At 44.5% G+C, this 22,512-nt stretch carries 22 protein-coding genes; 10 read left to right on the top strand and 12 right to left on the bottom strand.

Annotation, left to right across the window (positions count from 1 at the left end; all coding sequences use genetic code 11):
* The first annotated feature begins 4 nt into the window (after nucleotides 1-4).
* The gene (locus QUA88_RS00515) at nucleotides 5-580 is read left to right on the top strand and encodes a Uma2 family endonuclease (protein WP_333052653.1); all 576 of its coding nucleotides are present in this window, start codon (nucleotides 5-7) and stop codon (nucleotides 578-580) included.
* A gap of 37 nt (nucleotides 581-617) precedes the next feature.
* Here QUA88_RS00515 and cas7d read toward each other — a convergent pair whose 3' ends face one another.
* The 4 genes from cas7d to mntA are packed head-to-tail and all read right to left on the bottom strand — an operon-like array spanning nucleotide 618 to nucleotide 5,325.
* A complete protein-coding gene (cas7d, locus tag QUA88_RS00510; RefSeq protein WP_333269692.1) occupies nucleotides 618-1,634 on the bottom strand; it encodes a type I-D CRISPR-associated protein Cas7/Csc2 in 1,017 nt (338 codons plus the stop codon).
* 11 nt (nucleotides 1,635-1,645) lie between these two features.
* Nucleotides 1,646-4,387: a CRISPR-associated protein Csc3 gene (locus QUA88_RS00505; protein WP_333269688.1), complete on the bottom strand. Its 2,742-nt coding sequence runs from the start codon at nucleotides 4,385-4,387 to the stop codon at nucleotides 1,646-1,648.
* Nucleotides 4,388-4,435: 48 nt separating this feature from the next.
* Nucleotides 4,436-4,876, bottom strand: coding sequence for a type VII toxin-antitoxin system HepT family RNase toxin (hepT, locus tag QUA88_RS00500; protein WP_333269685.1), 441 nt, complete (start codon nucleotides 4,874-4,876; stop codon nucleotides 4,436-4,438).
* Nucleotides 4,873-5,325, bottom strand: a complete 453-nt coding sequence (mntA, locus tag QUA88_RS00495; protein ID WP_333052644.1) for a type VII toxin-antitoxin system MntA family adenylyltransferase antitoxin — start codon at nucleotides 5,323-5,325, stop codon at nucleotides 4,873-4,875. The genes hepT and mntA overlap by 4 nt, the downstream gene beginning before the upstream one ends.
* A gap of 381 nt (nucleotides 5,326-5,706) precedes the next feature.
* On the opposite strand from mntA, the gene QUA88_RS00490 reads away from it, so the two are divergent.
* Entirely contained in the window at nucleotides 5,707-6,600 is an 894-nt protein-coding gene (locus QUA88_RS00490; protein ID WP_333269682.1) for a WYL domain-containing protein, read from the top strand.
* Between the two features lie 290 nt (nucleotides 6,601-6,890).
* Here the strand turns inward: QUA88_RS00490 and QUA88_RS00485 are convergent, their stop codons facing one another.
* Nucleotides 6,891-7,106: a hypothetical protein gene (locus QUA88_RS00485; protein ID WP_333052699.1), complete on the bottom strand. Its 216-nt coding sequence runs from the start codon at nucleotides 7,104-7,106 to the stop codon at nucleotides 6,891-6,893.
* A gap of 251 nt (nucleotides 7,107-7,357) precedes the next feature.
* Between QUA88_RS00485 and grxC the strand changes: the two genes are divergently transcribed.
* Entirely contained in the window at nucleotides 7,358-7,672 is a 315-nt protein-coding gene (gene grxC / locus QUA88_RS00480) for a glutaredoxin 3 (protein ID WP_333269824.1), read from the top strand.
* Between the two features lie 131 nt (nucleotides 7,673-7,803).
* Here grxC and menD read toward each other — a convergent pair whose 3' ends face one another.
* The gene (gene menD / locus QUA88_RS00475) at nucleotides 7,804-9,639 is read right to left on the bottom strand and encodes a 2-succinyl-5-enolpyruvyl-6-hydroxy-3-cyclohexene-1-carboxylic-acid synthase (protein WP_333269680.1); all 1,836 of its coding nucleotides are present in this window, start codon (nucleotides 9,637-9,639) and stop codon (nucleotides 7,804-7,806) included.
* 15 nt (nucleotides 9,640-9,654) lie between these two features.
* Nucleotides 9,655-11,088, bottom strand: coding sequence for an isochorismate synthase (locus tag QUA88_RS00470; protein ID WP_333208397.1), 1,434 nt, complete (start codon nucleotides 11,086-11,088; stop codon nucleotides 9,655-9,657).
* 428 nt (nucleotides 11,089-11,516) lie between these two features.
* On the opposite strand from QUA88_RS00470, the gene menA reads away from it, so the two are divergent.
* From menA to QUA88_RS00440, 6 genes are all read left to right on the top strand, one after another.
* On the top strand, nucleotides 11,517-12,413 hold the full coding sequence (gene menA, locus QUA88_RS00465) for a 2-carboxy-1,4-naphthoquinone phytyltransferase (protein ID WP_333052635.1): 897 nt from the start codon (nucleotides 11,517-11,519) through the stop codon (nucleotides 12,411-12,413).
* 150 nt (nucleotides 12,414-12,563) lie between these two features.
* A complete protein-coding gene (locus QUA88_RS00460) occupies nucleotides 12,564-12,809 on the top strand; it encodes a hypothetical protein (protein WP_333052632.1) in 246 nt (81 codons plus the stop codon).
* Between the two features lie 5 nt (nucleotides 12,810-12,814).
* On the top strand, nucleotides 12,815-13,225 hold the full coding sequence (locus QUA88_RS00455) for a retropepsin-like aspartic protease (protein WP_333052630.1): 411 nt from the start codon (nucleotides 12,815-12,817) through the stop codon (nucleotides 13,223-13,225).
* 27 nt (nucleotides 13,226-13,252) lie between these two features.
* Complete coding sequence (gene menH, locus QUA88_RS00450) at nucleotides 13,253-14,050, top strand: 2-succinyl-6-hydroxy-2,4-cyclohexadiene-1-carboxylate synthase (RefSeq protein WP_333208398.1); 798 nt, start codon at nucleotides 13,253-13,255, stop codon at nucleotides 14,048-14,050.
* Between the two features lie 11 nt (nucleotides 14,051-14,061).
* Nucleotides 14,062-15,099, top strand: coding sequence for an o-succinylbenzoate synthase (locus tag QUA88_RS00445; protein ID WP_333232837.1), 1,038 nt, complete (start codon nucleotides 14,062-14,064; stop codon nucleotides 15,097-15,099).
* Nucleotides 15,100-15,246: 147 nt separating this feature from the next.
* Complete coding sequence (locus QUA88_RS00440; RefSeq protein ID WP_333232840.1) at nucleotides 15,247-16,668, top strand: 2-succinylbenzoate--CoA ligase; 1,422 nt, start codon at nucleotides 15,247-15,249, stop codon at nucleotides 16,666-16,668.
* 113 nt (nucleotides 16,669-16,781) lie between these two features.
* On the opposite strand, the gene QUA88_RS00435 is transcribed toward QUA88_RS00440, so the two are convergent.
* The 4 genes from QUA88_RS00435 to QUA88_RS00420 form a co-directional block, all read right to left on the bottom strand.
* The gene (locus QUA88_RS00435; protein ID WP_333208401.1) at nucleotides 16,782-17,753 is read right to left on the bottom strand and encodes a putative 2-dehydropantoate 2-reductase; all 972 of its coding nucleotides are present in this window, start codon (nucleotides 17,751-17,753) and stop codon (nucleotides 16,782-16,784) included.
* 252 nt (nucleotides 17,754-18,005) lie between these two features.
* The gene (locus QUA88_RS00430) at nucleotides 18,006-18,455 is read right to left on the bottom strand and encodes an acyl-CoA thioesterase (RefSeq protein ID WP_445299775.1); all 450 of its coding nucleotides are present in this window, start codon (nucleotides 18,453-18,455) and stop codon (nucleotides 18,006-18,008) included.
* Nucleotides 18,456-18,571: 116 nt separating this feature from the next.
* The gene (locus QUA88_RS00425; protein WP_333052618.1) at nucleotides 18,572-19,018 is read right to left on the bottom strand and encodes a tellurite resistance TerB family protein; all 447 of its coding nucleotides are present in this window, start codon (nucleotides 19,016-19,018) and stop codon (nucleotides 18,572-18,574) included.
* A gap of 369 nt (nucleotides 19,019-19,387) precedes the next feature.
* On the bottom strand, nucleotides 19,388-20,692 hold the full coding sequence (locus QUA88_RS00420) for an ATP-binding protein (protein ID WP_333052616.1): 1,305 nt from the start codon (nucleotides 20,690-20,692) through the stop codon (nucleotides 19,388-19,390).
* Nucleotides 20,693-20,818: 126 nt separating this feature from the next.
* On the opposite strand from QUA88_RS00420, the gene QUA88_RS00415 reads away from it, so the two are divergent.
* The gene (locus QUA88_RS00415) at nucleotides 20,819-21,142 is read left to right on the top strand and encodes a TMEM14 family protein (protein ID WP_190735279.1); all 324 of its coding nucleotides are present in this window, start codon (nucleotides 20,819-20,821) and stop codon (nucleotides 21,140-21,142) included.
* A 327-nt stretch (nucleotides 21,143-21,469) separates the two neighbouring features.
* Here QUA88_RS00415 and QUA88_RS00410 read toward each other — a convergent pair whose 3' ends face one another.
* Nucleotides 21,470-22,495 carry a hypothetical protein gene (locus QUA88_RS00410; RefSeq protein ID WP_333052613.1) on the bottom strand — a complete coding sequence of 342 codons (1,026 nt, stop codon included), beginning with the start codon at nucleotides 22,493-22,495 and terminating at the stop codon, nucleotides 21,470-21,472.
* Between the last annotated feature and the right edge of the window lie 17 nt (nucleotides 22,496-22,512).

Raw genomic sequence — 22,512 nt, 5'->3', positions numbered from 1 at the left:
GAATATGGTTGCAAGTCAAAATTCCGGCTATCTTTCTCCAGAAGATTATCTGCAATTAGAGGAAACCAATTCGGTTAAACATGAATACAGGCAGGGCGATATGTACGCAATGGCAGGGGCAAGTAATACTCACGTGCTAATTACTGGAAACCTGTATGTGTTGCTGAGAAATCATCTGCGCGGACGAGGTTGTCTCCCATATATTTCTGATACAAAGGTTCGGATTGAGAGGATTAACACCTATTACTATCCAGATATTGCGGTTACTTGCGATCGCCGGGACAGAGAGTTTAGCAATTTCTTGCGCTATCCCTGTTTGATTGTGGAAGTTTTATCTGAGACAACAGAAGCTTTCGATCGCGGGGACAAATTTACCGATTACCGAAATTTAGAATCTCTCCAAGAATACGTACTCATCAGCCAAACTCGAATACAGGTTGAGTGTTTTCGCCGTAATGACCAAGGACAATGGGTTCTCTATCCTTATCGAGAAACGGATACAATTCATCTGGCTAGCGTGGATTTTTCCTGCGCGATCGAGGATTTGTATGAAGATGTAGACTTTTCTCCTATTTCTTAGTTTTAGGAAGGGCGAAAGCCTTTCGCCCCTACAATCACTATTCTTCTGATTTTTTACCCTTTCCTTTCTTCCCACCTCCTTCACTCTTCACCTTCCGCCAGGGTGCGTAGGATTCATCCAAGCGTTTGAGGAATGTTTCTTGTTCCGGTAGCGACCAATGGCGATCGACATCGGCAATCAGCGCGTCACATTCGGTGGCGGACAACTGCATCGAAATACCTCGTTTGTTTGTCCAACTGCTGATAATTTCCTGAGTTGCATCTACTAAAGATGCGGTTTTTAAAGGATGTTCTAGGGCGGTATTTTTTGCTTTCAGCTTGTCATAAATTCCTTGTACCAATTCCAGGGAACTCGGCAGTTCGGCAATACCGCCAAATACACCGAGAATTTGATTGTCCATGCGTCCGACGCGGCTGGAAACGGCACCATAACGACTGGTTAATAAAATGTTGCCGAGGGTGTAGCGCAGTTCGTCAGCGGTGACATCTTTGAGGGTGACAATATCGAGGAAGTGAACCCCAGGTTTGATGTATTCGCTGGTGTTGAGGGCCGTCGAAGCGTTACCCTTTTCATCGCGCATAGTTCCGGTTTCAAAGATAGCATTGATGGTGCGATCGGCAATTAGTTCTGTCGAATGCAACACGCTAAACGCATCCTCTGTCCACACCCGGCTTTTTTGCGCCCCTTCTCCCCCCGCTGCGAAGCCGTAGAGGAAGCAATCAACGCACATTTCACAAGGCGCATTGGTATTGAGAGCACAAATTGCATCAGTTTTGGGTGCGGTGTAGAGAAGATTGTGCGAACGCAAAAACTCTCGTCCTTTCCGCCTTTCCGGTGCAACTTGTTTGCGTTTTGTCATCACCAACCGAGGAATTGATTCGGTATCTTCAATGCCAGCTTGCACGTATTCACTACACATCGGTTCCCCCGTTCCCTCTGTCCGAAAAATGGTTTCCGATTGCGTGGTACGAAGGACAACAATCCCAATGGTGCGGCCTTTGGGGAAGTTTTCGTAGCTGGGTGCGAGGAATGGTTGCAATTTTGCGATCGACATTTTGTATTCTCCTAGTTGTTTGCAGATGTGGATTCAGATTCGGTTTTAGACGTGGTTGCCGATTCGGTTTTAGACTTAAGTTCTTGACGGGCTTCTTGTAAAAAGAACAAGTAAGCAGCTTCAAGGGTTTTGCTATCGGTTAGCAGTCGTTCGGGACGCGAGTGATAAACCCGATCAAACAGTTGTTGCAAAACTTGATAAAACTGCTTGACTTGTTCGTATTTTGTTGCACCCACGCCGTGTTCTCGAATGCGATCGAGACGGTTGTGATATTGCTGCACTAGGGCGGCAAATACCGTGTCCCAATCCATATGAGATTTTCGCGATCGCACAGCTTTGATAAATTCCGAAAACGGTTCAGTTTGGGCAGTGCGGCGGAAGGAACTGCCCCGCAACTTGGCAGATTCAGCAATGTGTGCGGCTTGCTTGAGATAACTAGAAACGCGATCGTGTTCTTCTGACATGAGACTCCTCAGTAAATTATTCAAAGGTTCTTTTATCCGAGACCAAATTGCCTCCAAATTGGGGTCATCTTGTTCCCGCAGCAGCCAGCGCAGCAGGACGTAATAGAAACTCAGGGGACGAGTTGCCGCCCGCGCCAAGTCATACAAAGAGTCATCTTTTTTCTGAATACTTGCCACCGAAATAGCTAGCTTTCCGATACAGCGCAGTCGTTCTAAAACTTGCTCGACCGTGACGGCCGTGCGCCGTTCTTCCTCGGATAAATGACCGTTTCGCCGATACTGGCCGCTGCCTAATAGTGGCTGCAAAGATGACGGAATTCCCTCAACTTTTCCGAAAAAATCCCAAGTTGGTTCGACTTCCAGATTGGCACCCAAAACAAAGGGAAAACCAAAGTCAAATGGCAAACTCATTTCCAACGCCAATCTGAGCGATTTTAGCAACGCCACCGAGTTATTAACTTCTCCCCACAGCACGGGAATTGTCACCGTTGAGTTGATAAATTCAGGACGTTTTGGCAGTGCAAACCCAACCATTTTGTTGGATTGAAAAACCCTCTCGTTTTCGCGGTAAAGTTTAATTTCGTCAACTGTTACTGTCCCATCTTCATTGTGGGCTGCGGTATTTTTCAGAAAATTTTGCCAAATTGTTCTGAGTTCAATACTCGATCCTTTTGGCAGGGCAAAGTGAAGATATAGCGGGTCTTGTTTGACAGAATTAGGGAAATTTGCACCCACTGCCATCAACTGATAACCCAATGCCGATAAGTTATCTGCCCGCCGTTTGGGTTCAGCAATCATGCCGCCGGGAAGACGATTGGAAAAAGCTTGGACTTTGGTTCCCGGTGGCATTTTTGGGGAACTCAATTCGCCGATTTGTAGCGATGTTGTCCCCAAGGAACAGCGCTGGCGCGGGTTAGCTTCAATGTAGGCTGTGAGTTCATTAAAGCCTTGCCAATTGGCTGGTGTGGAAAAGTTGAGCAGTTGCCGAACGGCATTTACCAATTCTTCAGATACGTCTATCTCTTCGGCTTTGCCGCGTAGTTGAAATGAGTCTTCTAAGGCGGCAAATACCTTTTCTAGCTTCTGTTCGCGATCGCCCTCGATGGATTTAGCCGCAAACAAACAGCGTCCGTACTGCGCGTTAAACGGTTCCAATGCCGCCCGCTGTTCTGGGGATAATCCGACTTGCGTTGCAATTCGATCCCAAACATCCTTGGGGCTGAGTTCGGCGGCCCGATAGCTGAGGTAAGCAGTTTTTAGTCCTTCAGAAATGGCAAATTCATCGGCATTGGAAACTGGATGCAAGCCGACAGCAGCGGCTGCGGTAACGGCATTTTCTCCAGCATCGCCGCCATATTTGTCAATATCCTTGGCGACTTTTTCAACTTTGTAACCGCTGGCTTTTTTTAGCAGTAACTTATCTACTTGGTCTAAAGTTGCTTCTGGGTTTTGTTGGATGGCTTGCGGGTCGATTTTGATGCCGTCTTTGGTGGCGTTCACGAGTTGTTCGACGTTGCTGCTAAAGACGCGATCGATCTTTTTTTGCCATTTTTGAGCAATGATTAAGCTTAAATCGCCGTCGGGAAAGGCTTCTCCGACAAAAATTTGACCGTTGGGATCGATCGCGAGAGTATGCAAATTGCGATCGTGCAAAACCTCTTCACAAGCTGACAGCAACAGCGAAGTTAAATAACCTCGGTCTTCGGAAAGAGTGACATGAAACAACTTACTGTCACGCTGCAATGCAACGGTTAACTCGGTTTCAACTTTGCGAATGCGCTTATTTTCCTCAATTCCTAAGTCAAATAAGTCGCCCCCAATCAACATCGCGGCCCAACGTTTGATATTGGGATCTTCAGGCAAAAAACGCATTCCATCGCTGGCGCTGTGGCCGGAATGGCGTTCTATCAGGCGGCGGACGAGTTCGAGTTCGGACTCGGTTTGGGCGAATTGGGCAACGCAGGCGCGATCGAGTTGTTGTAGCAAAAAAGTGCGATCGCGTGCCAACGCCTTAACATTGCGTCCGTCCTCTGCCAACTTATTCAAATCGTGAACGGCAGTCGCGGCCAGAATACAAGCGCGTTTGTCATCGGGAACTCCGGCAATTTTGCTAACCGTTAAAACGAACTGACAAGCCGAATCGAGGTGTTCGGCAAGGGTGCGTCCTTGGCGAGTGCCGTACTGTCCGTGATTGGTATGCAGTTGGTACAGTTTCGGACGGACTTCGCTAAAATAGCGGTGGTCTAAAGTTTGAGGTTCTTCGTCAAAAAGCAGGCTTTTTATTGACATAATTTCGCCCTCATAAGTTCATCAGTTTTTAGATTAATTACTATCGATCTATGTATTATCTAGAATAGAATCTAGATAAGTAGTGACTTGCCGTTGATAAATCGGGTATTTCTGCAATACAAGATCGATGGCTTGATGCACTTTGACAGGATCGATTTCGTCATACAGATGTACCAGACGGTTACGCAAAACACCTGATTGAGATAAGATGCTAGCTAACTCCGCTGTTATAATGCCACAGTTGCTAACTTCTATAAAAACATCAAAGTTGCTATTCGGTTGCTGGACTTCTAATCGCTTGAGCAAATATCGATTGACATCAATTGCAACTTGAATAATTAGTTGCAACAATCGTTCTATAATTAACTGCTTTCCCCGATCGCTAAGATATTTTTCTAAAGAAATTGACTCAAAAGAACTTAAACTCTCTAGATAGTCTGTCATAAAATCCAGCTTAGCTAGGACGATGGCAGGCTCAATCTCCTTCATACTCCCCTCCTTTGCAACGCAACCTCGATTTTTTGTCGCAGATTCTGACGCAGCACTTCTAATTCTGCATCAGTCATGAAACATTGTTGTTTAAAAGCTTCAAATTTACCTAATTCTGTTTCGTACAGTAAAATTCCGTCTCGCGCTACAAAATGAGCAATTAGCGACGAACAGCGATGTAATTCCACCACATCAATATCGTCACTATTTATTCTAAAAAGTTGACCCAAAATTCCTGGAACTTCAAACCAAGAAAATCCCCGGTCTTGGCAATATTCTTCCCTAAGCTTTTCATCGTAAAGTGCGGCAAAATCCCAATCACTTTTTGGGTGAGTATCACCTCTGGCACGAGAACCAAAGAGGATTAGCATTTTGAGGTAAGGAATTTGTTCGGGAAGTTGTGAAGCAATTTCCTGAAGTTCAGTCAGTGTTGGGGAAATTTGGAGCATGGTTAACTTTTGTAGGGTAAACAAATTCGACGACTAGGACAGATAAATTTTTCTAGTCATAATAAATTGTCTCTAGCACTCTATCTTTACAGGGGTAGAAGGAGAAAAATTCCCTCCAATCCCCTGACAAAATAGCCTTACACCCTATTATTGACGTTCAGCAACAATCGGTTTCGTGCTACTGCCGGCTCAGGCGACGTTTCTCAAATTCAGTCCTGAACGCATAAAACCAAAGAAACCGGGTTTTTATACTCGAACTGTCGGGTAGAACGCGTCTTTTCGTAAAAAAACCCGGTTTCTGACTACCATGCGTCCAGGACTGAAATTTATAGCCTTCGTTATCTCTGGGATGTTTGTACTTGCACTAAAATTATATTTACATTGAAAACCCAATCTGTCAAGTGTGCAAGTACAATTTGTTTAATGCCCCGCAAAAAAGAGACAATTACACTTTCAATTCCGACCGGAACCAAGGAACAGCTAGAGGCGATCGCCCTTCGCCTCGGTATCTTATGGGGCAAAAGTCCCAGTGTGTCTGGGTTACTGGTCGCGATCGCCCAACAAAAAATCGAAGTGGGCGAACCCTTTACCCTCAATTCAGTGCAGGTACAATCCTTGAACAAAGCCGTCAAATTCCTCAACGACTCTGGCGAAGTCGAAGCCGCCCAGATCGTCATGGCATTACTTTTGGACAAAGCCAATCTGGAAACCCCTTTCCGGCAAAAGTTACTCGAACAAGTCAACCAAACTGCCGAAGCGTGGCGGCTTCGACTCAATCAACTGATTGACGATCGCCAACCGTTCAGGCTGTTTTACCAGTCAGGCAAAGACAAATTGAGCGAATTTACTGCCCGCAGTGCCAAAATTCGCCTCTACGACAAGCGCCTGTACCTAGAAATCTGGTGCGACGATGCCGATCCCAGAGAAATCCCGGAATTAGCTCACAATCGGTGTTTGCGTTTGGACAAGATTGTTAACTTGCTACCTGCCAGTGAAAATTGGCGCGAAACCATAGACTATCTGGAAGTACACTTACACTTTTTAAGGGGATTGGCTGGAAACTATGAATCCAAACCGGATGAAGATGTGGCAAATGAAATGGTGGGAGACGTGCGCCATGTAGTGAAGCGGGTATCCAGCCGATTCTGGCTGTTCCGAGAGGTGTTTCGGTACGGCAAAGACTGCGTGATTGTCTCGCCCCAGAATGTGCGCGATCGCTTCCAACAAGAACTGATCGCCCTCTGCCGCCAGTACAACATCGAAATCCGCGATTAGAGGACTTGGAAGTACCGAAAAACACACAGAGACTTAAGAAACCGGGTTTTTTCCGAGATTAAGGGTTTGAATCCAGTATTTTGGTAAAAACCCGGTTTCTGACAACCCGCGATTAAATCAAAAAAAAAGCAGCCGGTAAAGGCTGCTTTGACAAAAAAACCGTTGTTGAGTTAGAGGAGAAAACTTTAAATCGAATTCAAATTACCGCTGTTTCAACTCCTGCCTGAGTTTCCACTATTTTCATCTACCGCTGACTCACCTTGCCTTCAGAACAAAACTTCAAATCCCGATTAGAATGCTGCGGAAAGTTCGTTGACTACTTGGACTCTGCCTCTGAGCACCGCCCGCAGCAGGCGGTTGACACAGCCTCTGTCTTCGTCATTCAGAGAGTCGTCGAAGGTGGCGGCCATCAAACCGTAGCGATCGGCCAGAGTCAAAACGCCTGTATCCGTTACAGAAGCGAGGATTTCAGAGATAGCGCCGGGGAGGAGTTGTACGGGGTTCATGGCAGTGCGGTTGAATTCGATATATTTATCATCTTCTGGTTTCCTCAAAATATCGGTGATATTAATGAGGCCGCGAAGGTGATTGTCAGGGGTGAAAGCAAGTGATCCGAGTAGAGTCAAATTGTGATTTGGGTCACAATGCGATCGCCCGACAGCTTAAAACCCACCTCTGGCAGATGCGCCCATACCAGCGGAATTTATACATTGGGTATGATTTCTAAATGAGTTCCACCCTTACCCCCGTACTGAAAATGCTTGATTTTCTCAATCCCATCTTGGGCCGCAAGCCCGATCGCATCAAAGCCAATGTGGAAATCTATACTTGGCAAACCTGTCCCTACTGCATCCGCGCCAAAACTTTGCTGTGGTGGAAAGGCGTAAATTTTACGGAATACAAAATTGATGGCGACGAAGCGGCTAGAAAGGCAATGGCCGATCGCGCTAACGGACGCCGCAGCGTACCCCAAATTTTCATTAATAAGCAACACGTAGGCGGCTGCGATGACATTCACAAACTCGATGCAGAAGGAGAGTTAGATTCGCTGCTAGCTCAACCAGCAGTTTAAACTGAGATATTGCAGCATTCCCAAGAACAGGCTTTTGGGCCTGTTCCACAAAGAGTGAATTTTCTGCTTGTGGGGTGTAGGGGTTGGGCCGAAGAGCCCGCCCGCGAAAGGCTTATTGACAAAAGTCCTTACTACGAACCTTTGGCAAATTTACCTAAATTATCTTGCCGCCATTTAGCATCCGATCGCCTGTCTGTTTGCAATTCTAAGACGCGAATCCCGCTATTTGGCAGCAAATTTAATTTTTGTTTGAACTGTTCCCAATCCTCAATTACCTCGTGTTCCACGCCATAAGTTGCACACAAATGAGCAAAATTCATCTGCTGCGGCGTGGCAAAAAACTCTTCAAAGGGCGGGTCAAATTTGGCAACGGGCAACATTTCAAAAATTCCGCCGCCGTTGTTATTAATTAATAATATTGTCAGATGACCGACAAATTTATTTTTAATTAAAAAACCGTTTGTATCGTGCAAAAGTGTTAAATCGCCTGTTAGCAGGATGCTGCTTAGATTGCGGTGAGCAACTCCCAAAGCTGTTGATAATGTGCCGTCTATACCGTTAGCGCCGCGATTGAAAAACGGTTTTATTTCTAAGTTGTTTGGCTTCCAGAAAAACTCTACATCTCTGACGGGCATACTGTTGGCAATAAATATCGGTGTTCCAGGCGGCAAAATTTGGGAAAGCAGCCAGGAAACTTTGGGCTCGATTATGTTGTTAATTGTTGCTATTTTTTGGTCTATTGTTTGTCTGACTTGGATTTCGGTGTTGCGCCAAAGTTGGAGGTATTCGTTTGAGGGAGAGGTTAGAACCCCCCCTAACCCCCCCTTGCTAAGGGGGGGGACTGGAGTTGATTTGCCCTTGTTAAGGGGGGGGATTTGAGGGGAAATAGCAGTGGCTAGATGCTCTACGGAGGTTCGCAGGTGAATTGTTTGGCCGTGTAGGGGATCGAAGTTGTGGTGGCTGGGGTCGATTATGTAGCGTTTTGGTTGGGTTTTGTTTAGCCAGTTTCGCAGTTCTTTGCTTGTGGGTAAGTCTCCGATTTGAATGGCGATTTCTGGAGTTAATTTATCTGCTAGTTCGCGGTTTCGCAGGATTAAATCGTAGGTGGAAATTAGATGGGGGTTTAGTTGGGCGTGGTTTCTGACTGGGGATAGTCCTTCTGCTAAAATTGGCCAGTTTAAGGATTTGGAAATTTGGCCGATCGCACTACAGTATTTTTCGGCAAATTGGGGCTGTGCAACGCCTGCAATAATAATGCCTTTGCTGCACTTGTGCCATTGGTGCATTGTATTTTCTTCTCCCCCCCTTAACAAGGGGGGGCTGGGGGGGGTAGAGCTTTCTCCTGCGAAAATGGGTTCTAATCCTGCAAAGAATTCTTCGGGATTGAATTGTGTTTCTAAAGCTTCTACGGCTATGTCTGGAACGGGTACAAGTGGGTCGCGAAAGGGGATGTTGAGGTGGACGGGGCCGGGTGTTGGAAATTGCGATCGCTCCCAAGCATACATTACCGTCTGCCGCAGATAGTCTAGCATTCCTCTGGACGCAGAAGGTATCGCTAATTCGGCTTGCCAGTTGGGATAATTGCCGTATATTTTCACTTGGTCGATCGCTTGTCCGGCGTGACAGTCCCGCAGTTCTGGAGGTCTATCGGCGGTGAATATTAGCAGCGCAATTCGACTTTCTCTGGCTTCTATTATCGCAGGATAAAAGTTGGCTGCAGCGGTTCCCGATGTGCAAATTAGTGCGGTTGGAAAACCGGATTTTTTGGCAATTCCTAATGCGAAAAAGCTGGCTGAACGTTCATCTAGTATGGGAATAGTTTCTATTTTTTTGTTTTGAGCAAAGGCTATTGTTAATGGTGCCGATCGCGAACCGGGACAAATCACGGCGGTAGTTAATCCCAGTCGTTGCAATGTCTCTGCTAATATTGAAGACCAGAGAGTGTTGGTATTGCGAAAATCAATCATTTTTATAATATATTGCTAAACTAAAGCATTTAAAAGTGGTTGTAATTTGAGCTGAATTTCTGCTAGTTCTTTTTCGGGTTCCGAACCGGCAACAATACCAGCACCAGCATAAAGTATAGCCCGATCGCCATCGATTAATGCCGATCGAATGCCCACGGCAAATTCGCCGTTGCCGGTGCGATCTATCCAGCCGAGGGGCGCTGCATACAACGAGCGATCGCAGCTTTCGCAGCCGCGAATTTGCTGTAGGGCAATGTCTCTCGGTACGCCCGCCACCGCTGGCGTTGGATGCAGTTGGGATAAAATCTTTAATAAATGAATATCACGGGGAATTCTAGCCCTTATGGGTGTCCACAAATGCTGAATGTTTGACAGTTGCAGTAGCCTGGGAACCGGGGAAAAGTCGGGATTGATACCGAGACTCGACAGGCGATCGACTATAAAATCAATTACAACTCGATGTTCTCGAATATCCTTTTCGCTGTTGAGTAAACCTTTGCCTAAATTCGCATCTTCCGCTTCATTTTTCCCCCTCGGTGCGGAACCTGCTAAGGCATCTGTTACTAACTCATTTTTGTGAATGCTGATTAAGCGTTCTGGACTGGCACCGATGAAATTTTGACCTTTGCCGTTACTGGTGGAAAATACGTAGCAACCGGGATAAGTAAGGCGCAAGTTATTTAACGAATCTATTAAACTGAAAGGGGTTTGGGAAATGACATTTATTGCTTGGGACAAAACAATCTTACTGAAATATTGAGAGTGGATCAAGTCTAAAGCGGACTTGACGGATGTTTTAAATTGAGTGGCATCATTCACAGGAATTTGTTTGAAAAATATCGAGCTGTTTCTAATAGACGTGATTTTTTTGTAAGGTGAACACGAAATTTTATCAAAATTTTCCCAAATATTATCCGTGATAATTTTAACATTTATATCTCGGTTTATAATTGCATTGGCAACAATTATGCAGCTATCTTTCAGGCGAGTAATCTGCCATTTTGGTAAAAATACGGTGCCAGGGGGGAAGTAAGAATTGGTCGCGACATTCTCATCGAAAAAAGCAAAGCTACAAAAAAAGTGGGGCCCGCTGAAGGGCAAGCGTTCTGTACCGATGGTAATTGTTCGGGCAAGACAAGATTGAATAAAATTTTGAGCTAGGGTAAATCGATCGCTTCCGGCTACTGTTAAATGGATGGCCGAATCTAGGGCGGCGATCGCAAAACTGTTGCCGGAAATCGGGTCTCTTTTTTCAAAGTAAAAGTGCCGCTGGCAAGGTTCGGAAATCTCTTGAAGTACAACTAGCGGATCGACGGGGGCAATCTCCTGAGAAATACTAACTATCTTGGTTTGATCTTTTTCGGTTAAAGACTGCTGGCAATCTAACAGAAACTGATGCAGTTGATTGCGGTCTTGTAAAAGATTAGCGCGGTGCGGTATTACTGTCATGAAAGCGAGAATAGCAGATTTGTCAGAAAGAGTGCGGTTTTGTCCCGCTAGAACCCCTATTTCGATCTAAGCACGGGAGGGCGATCGCAAAACATGACCTTTCGAGTTTCCCGGAAAGTTTGGGATCGGCGGGGGGCAAAAAACAGACGATCTTCTTCGAGGGCTTTCCTTCGGATCGCGAAAGCTAACGCCAACCCGCGATCGATCGAAACATTTAGACATAAAACTTTAAGATTGAGCGACTCAATCTCGACTCTCATACGATCGCCCCCACAGAGGTTTGCAGACGGGCATTACCGGGCGCGCGATCGCCCGCAAAGCCTGTCAACGGATACCCCCCGCGCACTAAACCCGATGCAGAGTAGAGTTTCTTCACCAATAAAATTGTAAAATTACTACGCTGCTATCAATTGCATCAAGTTTGTGTAATGACAACAAAGTTAATTGAACGTCCAAATAGTAAATTGTGGCTGGCGGCAATCAAGCCGCCCATGTACAGCGTTGCGGTAATTCCTATTTCAGTAGGAACAGCAGTTGCTTTTGCCGAAACTCAAACGATTAATTCGTCAATTTTTTCGACATTTTTAATGTCAGCCATTTTGATTATAGCATGGCTGAATCTCAGCAATGATGTATTTGACTCAGAAACAGGCATCGATAAAAATAAAGCGCATTCCCTAGTTAATTTAACCGGAAATAAAGCTTTAATTTTCGGGCTGGCAAATCTATTTTTAGCAGTGGGAGTGTCGGGAATCTGTGCCATAAGCTGGTGGCAAAAAGACCCAACAGTAATTTTGCTAGTAGTTTTGTGCTGTGCTCTCGGCTACACTTACCAAGGGCCTCCATTTCGTCTTGGCTATCAAGGTTTGGGGGAAATAATTTGCTTTTTTACCTTTGGGCCGCTAGCCTTCGCCGCTGCTTATTACAGTCAGACTCAAACTTGGTCTGCAACTAATTTTGCGGCTTCGGTAATCGTGGGAATTACTACGAGTATCATCTTATTTTGTTCCCACTTTCATCAAATTGCGGATGATTTGGCGGCGGGAAAAAAATCGCCGATTGTGCGACTCGGTACGAAAAAAGGTGCTCAGTTGTTGCAGTGGTTATGCGGCAGCGTTTATACTTTGACTGTGCTATTTGTGGCTTTGGGAATGTTCCCAATTTGGACGCTGTTGATTTTTGGAAGTTTGCCATTTGCGATCGACCTTTGCCGCCATGTCACAGACTATCACGACCAACCTGCAAAGGTGAGCAACTCTAAGTTTATCGCAGTTACGCTGCATTTTTCGAGCGGATTGCTGCTGGCGTTGGGCTTTGGTTTGTAGATCGGGCGATCGAGAATTCGGGTAAACTGGAGGTATGGTTTGCTAAGCTGAGGGAGTTGGGCGAGTTGGCAGAGTTGGGCGACTTCTCAAAATCTTCTTTAATTCAGCAATCCGTACCTCACATTGAATGGTCAAAAGGAGAATCAAAGCATGAGTACGCAAACAGAAATTGACAAAATCATGAGCCTAGAAGAAATCATCCACTTATATCCTAGCGAGTGGGTGCTAATTGCTTACACTGAGCTGGATGAGGATTTGAATGTAATTCGAGGTGAAGTTTTAGCACACTCACCGGAGCGCGATTTGCTTTACAATAATGCTTTGTCAAGGAAGGGAAAATCGGTGGCAATAGAATACACCGGCCCTATCCCTGAAGACTTAGCAGCTATGTTGTAACAAAAATGCCAGATTATCAAAAAGCTTATCGCTTATTGCGTCACGGACGAAATTTGCTCGCGGTGCAAGCAACCATTGGTGGAAATAATGGTGAGGCTACTGAGTATCGGGTGCGTTTATTGGTGGATACGGGAGCCAGCTACACAATATTGCCAGTTAAAACATTAGAGGATTTGGGTTACGATACGCGCAATCCTCTACGCAGGCAAGAAATCTTTACAGGTCAAGGAAGAATCTATGTTCCTGTAATTAATGTATCTTGGTTTAATTGCGTGGGTCAACTAATAGAAAATTTTGACGTATTTGCCCACGATATACCGCCAAATGTTCGTATAGATGGTCTTCTTGGTATGGACTTTCTCACTCGTTTTCAGGCAGTTATCTCTGTTGGCGATGCGGAAATTAGATTTCAGTAAATACGGCAATTATACTAATAATTGTAGATGGACTTTAAACATTATCAATTTCACTATTCCTTAACTGGCAACAAGAATCAGCCGACAATTTTATTTTTGCATGGATTCACGGGCAGCAGTCAAGACTTTAGCAGCGTCATTCCCTTACTTTTTAACAGTTATTGCTGCTTAGCAGTTGACCTTCCAGGTCACGGAGAAACTAGAGTCAGCGGCGACGAAAGTTGCTACAATATATCAAATACAGCCCAAGCATTGATCCAGTTATTAAATGATTTACAAATAGACAAATGTTTGTTATTGGGCTATTCAATGGGCGGGCGATTGGCACTTTACATGACATTACATTTTCCAGAAAGATTTGAGAAAGTAGTGCTGGAGTCTGCCTCGCCGGGATTGAAGACAGAAAAAGAGCGATCGCACCGCCGACAAGCCGATTTACAGCTAGCACAAAAGCTGGAAAATAGCAACATTAAAGATTTTTTATTCAACTGGTACGATATCCCTTTATTCAAATCTTTAAAAAACTCTCCTAACTTCGACAAACTCATAGAAAGCCGCTTAGCAAACAATCCCTTAGAATTAGCCAAATCCCTCCGCAACATGGGAACCGGCAACCAGCCATCTCTCTGGGAAAAACTCGCACAAAATCAAATCCCCATCATCTTGCTAGCGGGAGAATATGATGATAAATTTATAAATATAAATACCGAAATGGCCAGCTTGTGTCCGGCGGCTACTCTGGAAATTGTACCCAAAGCTGGTCACAATATCCATTTTGAAAATATTGATAAGTTTGGATCAGTTGTGAGACAATTTTATGATTAACTAAAAAACTAATGCTTTATCAATTCGAGTTTCGCACTTATCAGCGAAAATTTAAGCGCCCCTTGCAAACAAGTCACGGCATCTGGGATATTCGCGAAGGAATTATCCTGCGACTTGTGGACGAAAATAATCGAATTGGTTGGGGAGAAATTGCCCCTTTGAGTTGGTTTGGTTCCGAAAGTTTTGAGCAAGCTTTAGATTTTTGTCACCAGTTGCCAGCTAATCTTTCATCAGAGATGATTTTTGCTATTTCCGCTGAATTGCCGGCTTGTCAATTTGGCTTTGAGTCGGCACTATCAAACAAGAAAAATTCGCCCCCCCCAGCCCCCCCTTGCCAAGGGGGGGAGAAAAGCGAAAATTTAACTTACCTTTCCCAAAAGGGGGAGAAAATGCAAAATCGGTTCAGCGGTTTATTGCCAGCAGGAGAAACAGCTTTGCAGGCTTTACCAATACTTTGGTTAGAGGGATATCGCACGTTTAAATGGAAAATTGGTGTTGCTGCAATTGAGGAAGAATTAAAGATTTTTCAGCAGCTAATCCAAGTAATGCACAATTTGTGCGATCGCGAAAAAGGATTTTTGCGCTTAGATGCCAACGGGGGACTCAGTTACTCGCAGGCTAAAACATGGCTGGAAGCTTGCGACAAGGTAAAAGCAACTCCCGACTTTTCCGCAGACATTGAATTTTTGGAACAGCCGCTGCCAGTAACACAGTTTCAGGAAATGGTAGAATTGAATGCTATTTATACAACTCCGATCGCCCTTGACGAATCTGCCGCCAACCTCGATCGCATCCAAGAGTGCTACAGCCAAGGCTGGCGGGGCATTTTCGTCATTAAACCTGCGATATGCGGTTCCCCATCCCAACTGCGAAAATTTTGTCAAACTCACAATATAGACGCTGTTTTCTCATCAGTATTTGAAACCGAAATCGGCAGACAAGCAGCCTTAAATATAGCAAAACAATTGTCTTTAAATAAGAGAGCACTCGGCTTCGGCACCGATTGCTGGTTCGACGACAATCATTCGATTTTAGATTTTAGATTTTAGATTTTAAATTACTCCTGGGGCTCAGAAACCGGGTTTTTTACGAAAAGACGCGTTGCAGCCGACAAATTCGGTAAAAAACCCGATTTCTTTGTCGGAGTGAGTAACTCCTGTAATTGTTTTGAAGCGAGAAACTTGGTGAAAGCATCTATGGCAACAAATCTAACAGTAAATATCCTGGATATCGCGTGTGGCTTGCCCGATAATTGGCTGATCGGTTGTGACAGTCGCGAATTTGCCCGAATTGTCGATCGGCTATTTCAAGAAATCACCCAAAATCCCGCACAAAAAACACCCCCAAAAATTTGCATCGCCGAAGCAGAACCAGTGCAATTTCTTGCCAGTTTCACCGCCGCCCGCGCCGCCAAATGCCCGATTTTTCTCTGCAATCCCAACTGGGTAAAACAAGAATGGCAACAAGTCTTTGATTTAGTTCAACCCGACTTAATTTGGGGACAATGCCCGCTTCCCACCACTCCCCATATCCCAGTCTGCGAAGGCGAACTTCGTTTGTATAGCCGCGAATTCCATTCGCCGACAAAAAGCGGTTTTGATACAATCATGATTCCCACCGGCGGTTCTTCAGGAAAAATCCGTTTTGCCATCCACACTTGGGAAACACTAACCGCATCAGTACAAGGTTTTCAACAATATTTTCAAGTTGACAAAATCAACTCTTTCTGCATTTTGCCCTTATACCACGTCAGCGGTTTAATGCAATTCATGCGTTCTTTTACTAGCGGCGGACAACTGGCAATTCAGCCATTTAAAGAATTAGAAAATGGTAAAATATGCGATATCGAACCCGAAGAATTTTTCATTTCTTTAGTTCCAACTCAACTGCAACGGCTGCTGCAAAATCCCGATACAGCTAATTGGCTTGGACGCTTTCGTGCCGTACTTTTGGGCGGTGCTCCCGCTTGGCCGGAACTTTTAGAAACAGCTAGAAACTATCAAATCAAATTAGCGCCCAGTTATGGCATGACCGAAACCGCCTCGCAAATTGCTACACTAAAACCCGAAGATTTTCTCGCGGGCAATAACAGTTCCGGTCAAACTTTACCCCATGCTAAAATAACTATTCGGAGTGCAAATGGTGATATTTTGTGCGAAAATCAAATCGGAAATATTGTGGTAAATGCTAAATCTTTGGCGTTGGGTTATTATCCTAAAAATATTGGCGATCGCCAATACTTCCAACTAGATGATTTGGGATTTTTCGATAAAAATAACTACTTAAATATCGTCGGACGCAGCAGCGACAAAATTATCACAGGCGGAGAAAATGTTTTTCCGGCGGAAGTTGAAGCCGTTGTGCGATCGACTAATTTAGTTGCGGATATTGCTGTAATTGGCTTGCCAGACAAAGATTGGGGTCAAGTCGTTACGGCTATCTACGTTCCCGCTAATTCCGAAGTTACGGTCAAAAATCTGCACGCAGCAATAGAAGATAAGTTGAGCAAGTTTAAGCGGCCGAAATATTGGGTAATTGTCGAACAATTGCCGCGCAATTCTCAAGGCAAAGTCAATCGAGAACAATTGCAAGAAATTGCGATGTGTCATCGCCGGTGAATCGATAGAATTAACCGGATTTGACAGTAATTCCTGTAGGGGCGGGTTCACCAATATCTACAACACCAGCGAGAAATCTCACAAACCCGCCCCGCCCAATTGCCAATTGCCAATTAGGACAAACCTAATAGCCTTCTCGTCCTCTCCGCTTCTTGTCTTTGAAAATCCACAAACTTCAACATTCGGTAAAGTACCTCTATTTGCCGCAACCTAATACCTGCTTGCTGCGCCACCCGTATCGGATTACCAAAAATCGCCTCAACTTCCAGGGGCCGCGATTCATCATAATCGATTTTCATGCTGGTGCGGTAAGGCTTCATTTTCTGAGTATATTCGAGCATTTGTGGGATAAAGTCATCGGGAATAATGCGATCGCAACTTTTGGCTGCCGCTACCACTTCCCCCATGATTTCCTCAACTAAAATCAGAGTATCGGGATTAGCCATCAGTTCGTCAGTTCTCGCATCCAACACTACAGACAGCCCGTTATAAGGAATATTCCAAACCAGCTTTTTCCACCTTGACAATAGCAAATCTTCGCTCATTTTAATGGGAATATGAGCACGTTTAAAGTCCTTAGCAATTTGGTGCAATCTATCAGTAATACCGATTGCTTTGTAGTCCTGGGCATATTCTCCCAGGGTGATAGTGCCGTAATCTAGGTGGCAGATATGACCGGGCCCAACTTTATAAGAGCAGAGAAAACACAGCCCGCCAACCACTCGTTCTGCACCGACAATTTTAGCGACTTCCGGTTCTGTATTCAATCCATTTTGCAATACTAAAACCGCGCCGTTATCCTTTAATAAAGGAGGCAATATTTTGGGCAACAAGTGATTTTGAGTTGTTTTCAGCGCTACAATTACTACGTCGCACTGAGGCATTTTGTGCGCGTCGTGGTAGGCGCGGACGTGAGGGAGGGTGAAGTTGCCTTCGGGAGACTCGACAATCAAACCGTGTTTTTTGACGTGTTCGTAATCACTACGAAGCAAAAAATTGACTTCTAAACCTGCTTGTTGCAGTCTAGCACCGTAGAATCCGCCTAAAGCTCCCGTGCCCACAATGGCATAATTGCGATTTGACATACTATCAACTATTCAGAAATAATTATCAACAAAACAGAAATTTGATTGTCATTCCCTGCTACTATTTAAAGATAGAACTAATGCCAATTCTCGCCTCCAGAAAGCAACAATCATGAGTGTTGGGTTTGTTTCCTGAACTATGAGGTAAGGTGCGTCGCTTTGAGATTGTCACTCTTTTTTAGGATTGGCAGGTGGCGACGCACCCTACAGCTACTGTTGCATGACTTTTGAGAATTAGTATAATCTGAAATCTCAACTCTCAATTTTCCTCATCCACTGCATCAAGTCTTCAGATAGCTGTTTTCGAGTTCTGCCAACTGCATCGATGCAGACGTGCTTAGTCAGAGCTTTAGCCGCGCTTCTTCCTGCAACTTCCTGAGAAAATACTTGATAGGCAATTTCAAATTCATCGCCCGTAAGTTGTTTGGGCGTCAATTGAATTATCAGCCGATCGCCCGCAAACATTGGGCGATAAAAATCTACACTAGCATGAATTATGGGAAAGGCAACCTCGGAATTGCTGAAAAATGCTTTGAGATTGATTCCCGATGCTGCTAGAGATGCCTCGTAAGCTTCGTGGCACATCGCCAAAACGTTAGCAAAGTAAACGACTCCAGCAGCATCGGTATCTTGAAAGCGAACAGTGCGGGTGTAAGTGAAAGGCATTTGAGGTAGTAACGGCGATCGCAAATTCGATCGCAATTTTACCAACCATCATATCGGTAAACCCGCACTTTTGGAGAAGTTGTCAGCTAAGTAAGTAGGCACTAATTTTTTAGATTGTAAAATTCGCCCTCCTCACTCCTTCCCCTGATTTCTTAACCTTTGTTCTTAATCAACATCACGTCTATAATCTTGAGGGCAATATCTTCGGAAATCCCCAATGCACTGTAAAGATCGTTCAAAAGTTGTTCTTCTTCTTCTGAAACCTCGCCATCTGCTAAAGCGATATCAGTTGTCACAGCAAAAACTGTTTCTTTAAGTTCGTCGGGAAGCATTGCCAAAGCGGCATTAAACAGTACCTCCACTCCTTGCCGTTGCATAATCATCAGCAGGCGATCGAGCATTTTTCTCATCACGTCATCAGGATAACTGCGGAACAGTTGCATCCGAGATAGCGTCATGCTAATCGCTTTACTTTCGCTGTCATTGATGTAACCGTCGGCTGCTACGGCAATTAGCGCGATCGCCGCAAATGATTCGGCCGGCCCTAAAGTTACTTCCGTTTCTTGGCGAGTCTTCGATACTTTATCAAATAAACCCATGATATTTTCCTCATTATTTAGTGGTGGATTTATGGAGTCAGGATGGGTTCTGGCTCTGGAGGTTTCTTGGGAGATTTTGATAATTATATCAAATTTGGTTAGTTATTTATTATCAATAAAATTATGAAAAAATTAAGAATTTTTATTTCGCCCTTCGGCGCTGCAACGGCGGGTTTATTCAGATCCTGAATTGCCTTCCCATATATCGGCTAAAACAGGCATCTTGCACCCTTGTAAGCAACAGGCTTTTCGGCCTGTTCCACAAAGAGTGAATTTTATTGTGGAACAGGCCGAAAAGCCTGTTCATAAAAAACTTATTGAGAAGGATGTAACATCTCAGTTAAAACCCGCCATTACAGCGCAGACCATCTATTTGTCAAAAAGGGCTAAATCTGCTTTCAGAAAATCAACAAACTGCCGCGCAGTTCTGCCCGATCGCCCGTTGCGACGAGTTGCCCATTCTTTAGCGCGGTGTTCCAAATCCTCAGCAGCGAGTTTGATTCCAGCAAGTTCTGCCAGATGTCGGACAATTGTTAAATAAGTGTTTTGATCGGCCGGTTCAAAAGTTAAAGTCAAGCCAAATCGATCGCTAAATGAAAGTTTTTCCTGCACAGTATCCCAAGCGTGAACTTCATCTCCGTCGCGGGGGCGAGGCCTGTCGTCAAAAAACTCTCGAATTAAATGCCTGCGGTTAGATGTGGCGTAAACTACCACATTTTGAGAGCGGGCAGTCACATTCCCCTCCAACACAACTTTCAGAGCTTTAAAAGCATCATCATCTTCCTCAAAAGACAGGTCATCCACAAAAATAATAAACTTTTGAGGAACTCCCCGCAACTGCTCGACAATTAGCGGCAAATCTTGCAAATCCGATTTAGATACTTCAATCAAGCGCAGATTGCGAGATCCAAATTCATTTAACAGCGACTTCACCAAAGAAGACTTGCCCGAACCGCGGCTGCCGTATAGCAAGACGTGCAAAGCCGGATAACCTGCCAGCAAAAACTCCGTATTTTTCACCAAAGCATCCCGCTGCCAATCGCAGCAAACCAACTCTTTTAAAGTTATGCGATCGGGATGGGAAATACTCGCCAACTGCCCTCCCCGCCACGCAAAAGCGCGATATTCGGCAAACAAACCCGTGCCAAACTGTCGGTAATAAGCTGCCAAAGATTCCGTAGCGCTCGACCATTTTTCCAGTTTTCCGTGCAGCGGCAAATCTCCCTGTTCTGCTACACTTTCTGAATGCCAAATCGGAGGCACTGCGTCAAGTTGACCCGCTACCCGCACCCACTTGCTCAACTGTTCGCTGCTGCATTCGTAAATATTTTGCAGCACTTCTAAATCATGTCGGGCGGCCTCCACCAAAGCGGGGGGCAAACTTGCAAAATCTGTTTGCTGTGCTCGGCGTGAAAAGGGGTTTTCGTTTTTGAGAATTTCCCAAATCAAAGAATCTTTCCAGCTTAAATTTTTAGCAGCCTGAAGTTTGAACCAGTTCCCGTAAGCTACCTGACATTCCAAACCGCTGACTTCGCTGTGGTGAAGGGCTTGCAGCAAATCGAGAAAGGCTTGGCCGGCGGGGCTTTTGAGAACCGATTGATACAGCAGCAGGGATGCTGCGAGGCGCTGGAGGTAACGGATTTGGGCGATCGCACCAGAAGTTAGGGCTGACATAATGGCAATTGTATAACAGTTACATATCCTGACTGGCTTTAATAAATTTTCTAACAATTCGTGACACTAATTGCAGGCCGCGCTGTATAAATTTAGATGCAAACAGTGAAATCGGGAGGATTAAAAATGAATTTAGGTACAGCAGCGGCGATCGGCTACGGCATTTTAACACTGGTTGGCGGCATCATGGGTTATATCAAGGCCAAAAGCCAAGCCTCGCTCATTTCGGGCTTGATTAGCGGTTCGCTGCTAATTTTTGCCGGCACCGCCCAGCTTATGGGACAAAGTTGGGGTTTAACATTAGCAGCAGCCATCTCCGCTGTTTTAGTAATAGTCTTTATTGTGCGCCTTGTTAAAACTCAAAAATTCATGCCGGCCGGAATGCTAATTTTAGCTAGCTTAGCGTCTTTGGGCGCGATCGTTTACGAAATCAGCGGTCAATATCAATAATCATTCGATTTTAGATTTTAGATTTTAGATTTTAGATTTTAGATTAACTCCCCAGCCTTGAGTGGGAAGTTGAACTAAAGTCTAATTTTTTTATTTCCCTGACTTAATTCCGGGGCTTGTATCTATTTTTAGCAGGACTTACGCAAAAAGTGGTTTGACGCGCTAATTATAGCGCTAAGGTGCGGTGTGCATGGAGCCGTAAATAATTAATTAGCTTCTGTGTAAGTCCTGTTTGGGTGAATTCAACAGTTAGGGGTCAGTAATTAGTAGTTAAAACACTAATTACTAACTCCTAATTACAAATTGCCAATTACTAATAACTAACCACTAATGACTAATGACTGCATCAATATACTGCTGAATTTCCCTGAGTTGCTGCCGCTGGCCTTCAATCCAATCTTTTTCCGCCGCTCGCTGTTGGGGCGTTTCTTTCTGATACCGCGCCTGCTTCTCTAAAAAATTATTGTAGAATTTAATCGCTTTTTCAACTGTTTCAATTCCCAGTTTCAGACGCTCCTCAAAAATTGCTAAAATCACATTTTCTAGGATTAAGCCAATCACTTTACAGCACTCTTCAAAATCGATCGAACTGATTCCCATCTTGCTTTTATGAACCAGAGTTTCTACAGGTTCTTTCAGCGTTTCTTTAAAACTCTTCATATAAGAATCCGGCAAATATTTCAGAGGCTCCGTAAACTTCGATACAATCTCCCCGCCTATTGATTGTAGTCGCTCTCTAAATTTAGACTGACTGTTTAGGTCAAAGCATTCAATACAAAGTTCAATTTTTTCTATATCAATAGATTGTAATTCTTTAAAAATTAAATTTAATTCATTTTCCATAATTAAAATCACTCGCTCTGCCTGGGAATCAACTTCATTCCGCAACTCTTTGTGCAAATTATCTTTTTCAAAAAAACCAATAGTATCTCTTTGAAAGACTTGAGAGTTTTTATCCCACAAAAACCAATGATTTTTTAACTTGGTTGCCTTGTCGCTCCAAGATTTGCGAACTTTAGCAACAGCATCATATTTGCCCTGTTTTCCTAAAGTGCGAATTCTCACATCGCATCCGCTTAGTTCGCCAATTTGCTCCCAGACATCAACAGGAGATGCTCCCGCAATTCTCGGCTTGCTATTCCAGACATCCTCAGCCTGAGATACATCTTTGAAACATACCTGAAGTAGCTCTTTGAGCCTGATGGCAGATTGCTTAATTTCGTCAATACAAGGTTCCACATCTAAATTGAGTTGGGTAGCTGACTGTTTAATCTCCACGGATTGATATTCGTCTGCCAACAATCGATCGCTAAACAGGTTAATAGCCTGGAATGCCTTGAGATACTCATTCATTTCCTTTCATCTCTCGT

The sequence above is a fragment of the Microcoleus sp. D3_18_C2 genome (genome assembly GCF_036702395.1).
Taxonomy (GTDB): Bacteria; Cyanobacteriota; Cyanobacteriia; order Cyanobacteriales; family Microcoleaceae; genus Microcoleus.
This window is presented reverse-complemented; position numbering and strand designations above follow the sequence as displayed.

What these genes read in the sequence shown, in the direction of transcription:
- QUA88_RS00515 (WP_333052653.1), top strand. Translation starts at nt 5, where the DNA reads ATGGTTGCAAGTCAAAATTCCGGCTATCTTTCTCCAGAAGATTATCTG.
- cas7d (WP_333269692.1), bottom strand. Translation starts at nt 1,634, where the DNA reads ATGTCGATCGCAAAATTGCAACCATTCCTCGCACCCAGCTACGAAAAC.
- QUA88_RS00505 (WP_333269688.1), bottom strand. Translation starts at nt 4,387, where the DNA reads ATGTCAATAAAAAGCCTGCTTTTTGACGAAGAACCTCAAACTTTAGAC.
- hepT (WP_333269685.1), bottom strand. Translation starts at nt 4,876, where the DNA reads ATGAAGGAGATTGAGCCTGCCATCGTCCTAGCTAAGCTGGATTTTATG.
- mntA (WP_333052644.1), bottom strand. Translation starts at nt 5,325, where the DNA reads ATGCTCCAAATTTCCCCAACACTGACTGAACTTCAGGAAATTGCTTCA.
- QUA88_RS00485 (WP_333052699.1), bottom strand. Translation starts at nt 7,106, where the DNA reads ATGAACCCCGTACAACTCCTCCCCGGCGCTATCTCTGAAATCCTCGCT.
- grxC (WP_333269824.1), top strand. Translation starts at nt 7,358, where the DNA reads ATGCTTGATTTTCTCAATCCCATCTTGGGCCGCAAGCCCGATCGCATC.
- menD (WP_333269680.1), bottom strand. Translation starts at nt 9,639, where the DNA reads ATGATTGATTTTCGCAATACCAACACTCTCTGGTCTTCAATATTAGCA.
- QUA88_RS00470 (WP_333208397.1), bottom strand. Translation starts at nt 11,088, where the DNA reads ATGACAGTAATACCGCACCGCGCTAATCTTTTACAAGACCGCAATCAA.
- menA (WP_333052635.1), top strand. Translation starts at nt 11,517, where the DNA reads ATGACAACAAAGTTAATTGAACGTCCAAATAGTAAATTGTGGCTGGCG.
- QUA88_RS00460 (WP_333052632.1), top strand. Translation starts at nt 12,564, where the DNA reads ATGAGTACGCAAACAGAAATTGACAAAATCATGAGCCTAGAAGAAATC.
- QUA88_RS00455 (WP_333052630.1), top strand. Translation starts at nt 12,815, where the DNA reads ATGCCAGATTATCAAAAAGCTTATCGCTTATTGCGTCACGGACGAAAT.
- menH (WP_333208398.1), top strand. Translation starts at nt 13,253, where the DNA reads ATGGACTTTAAACATTATCAATTTCACTATTCCTTAACTGGCAACAAG.
- QUA88_RS00445 (WP_333232837.1), top strand. Translation starts at nt 14,062, where the DNA reads ATGCTTTATCAATTCGAGTTTCGCACTTATCAGCGAAAATTTAAGCGC.
- QUA88_RS00440 (WP_333232840.1), top strand. Translation starts at nt 15,247, where the DNA reads ATGGCAACAAATCTAACAGTAAATATCCTGGATATCGCGTGTGGCTTG.
- QUA88_RS00435 (WP_333208401.1), bottom strand. Translation starts at nt 17,753, where the DNA reads ATGTCAAATCGCAATTATGCCATTGTGGGCACGGGAGCTTTAGGCGGA.
- QUA88_RS00425 (WP_333052618.1), bottom strand. Translation starts at nt 19,018, where the DNA reads ATGGGTTTATTTGATAAAGTATCGAAGACTCGCCAAGAAACGGAAGTA.
- QUA88_RS00420 (WP_333052616.1), bottom strand. Translation starts at nt 20,692, where the DNA reads ATGTCAGCCCTAACTTCTGGTGCGATCGCCCAAATCCGTTACCTCCAG.
- QUA88_RS00415 (WP_190735279.1), top strand. Translation starts at nt 20,819, where the DNA reads ATGAATTTAGGTACAGCAGCGGCGATCGGCTACGGCATTTTAACACTG.
- QUA88_RS00410 (WP_333052613.1), bottom strand. Translation starts at nt 22,495, where the DNA reads ATGAATGAGTATCTCAAGGCATTCCAGGCTATTAACCTGTTTAGCGAT.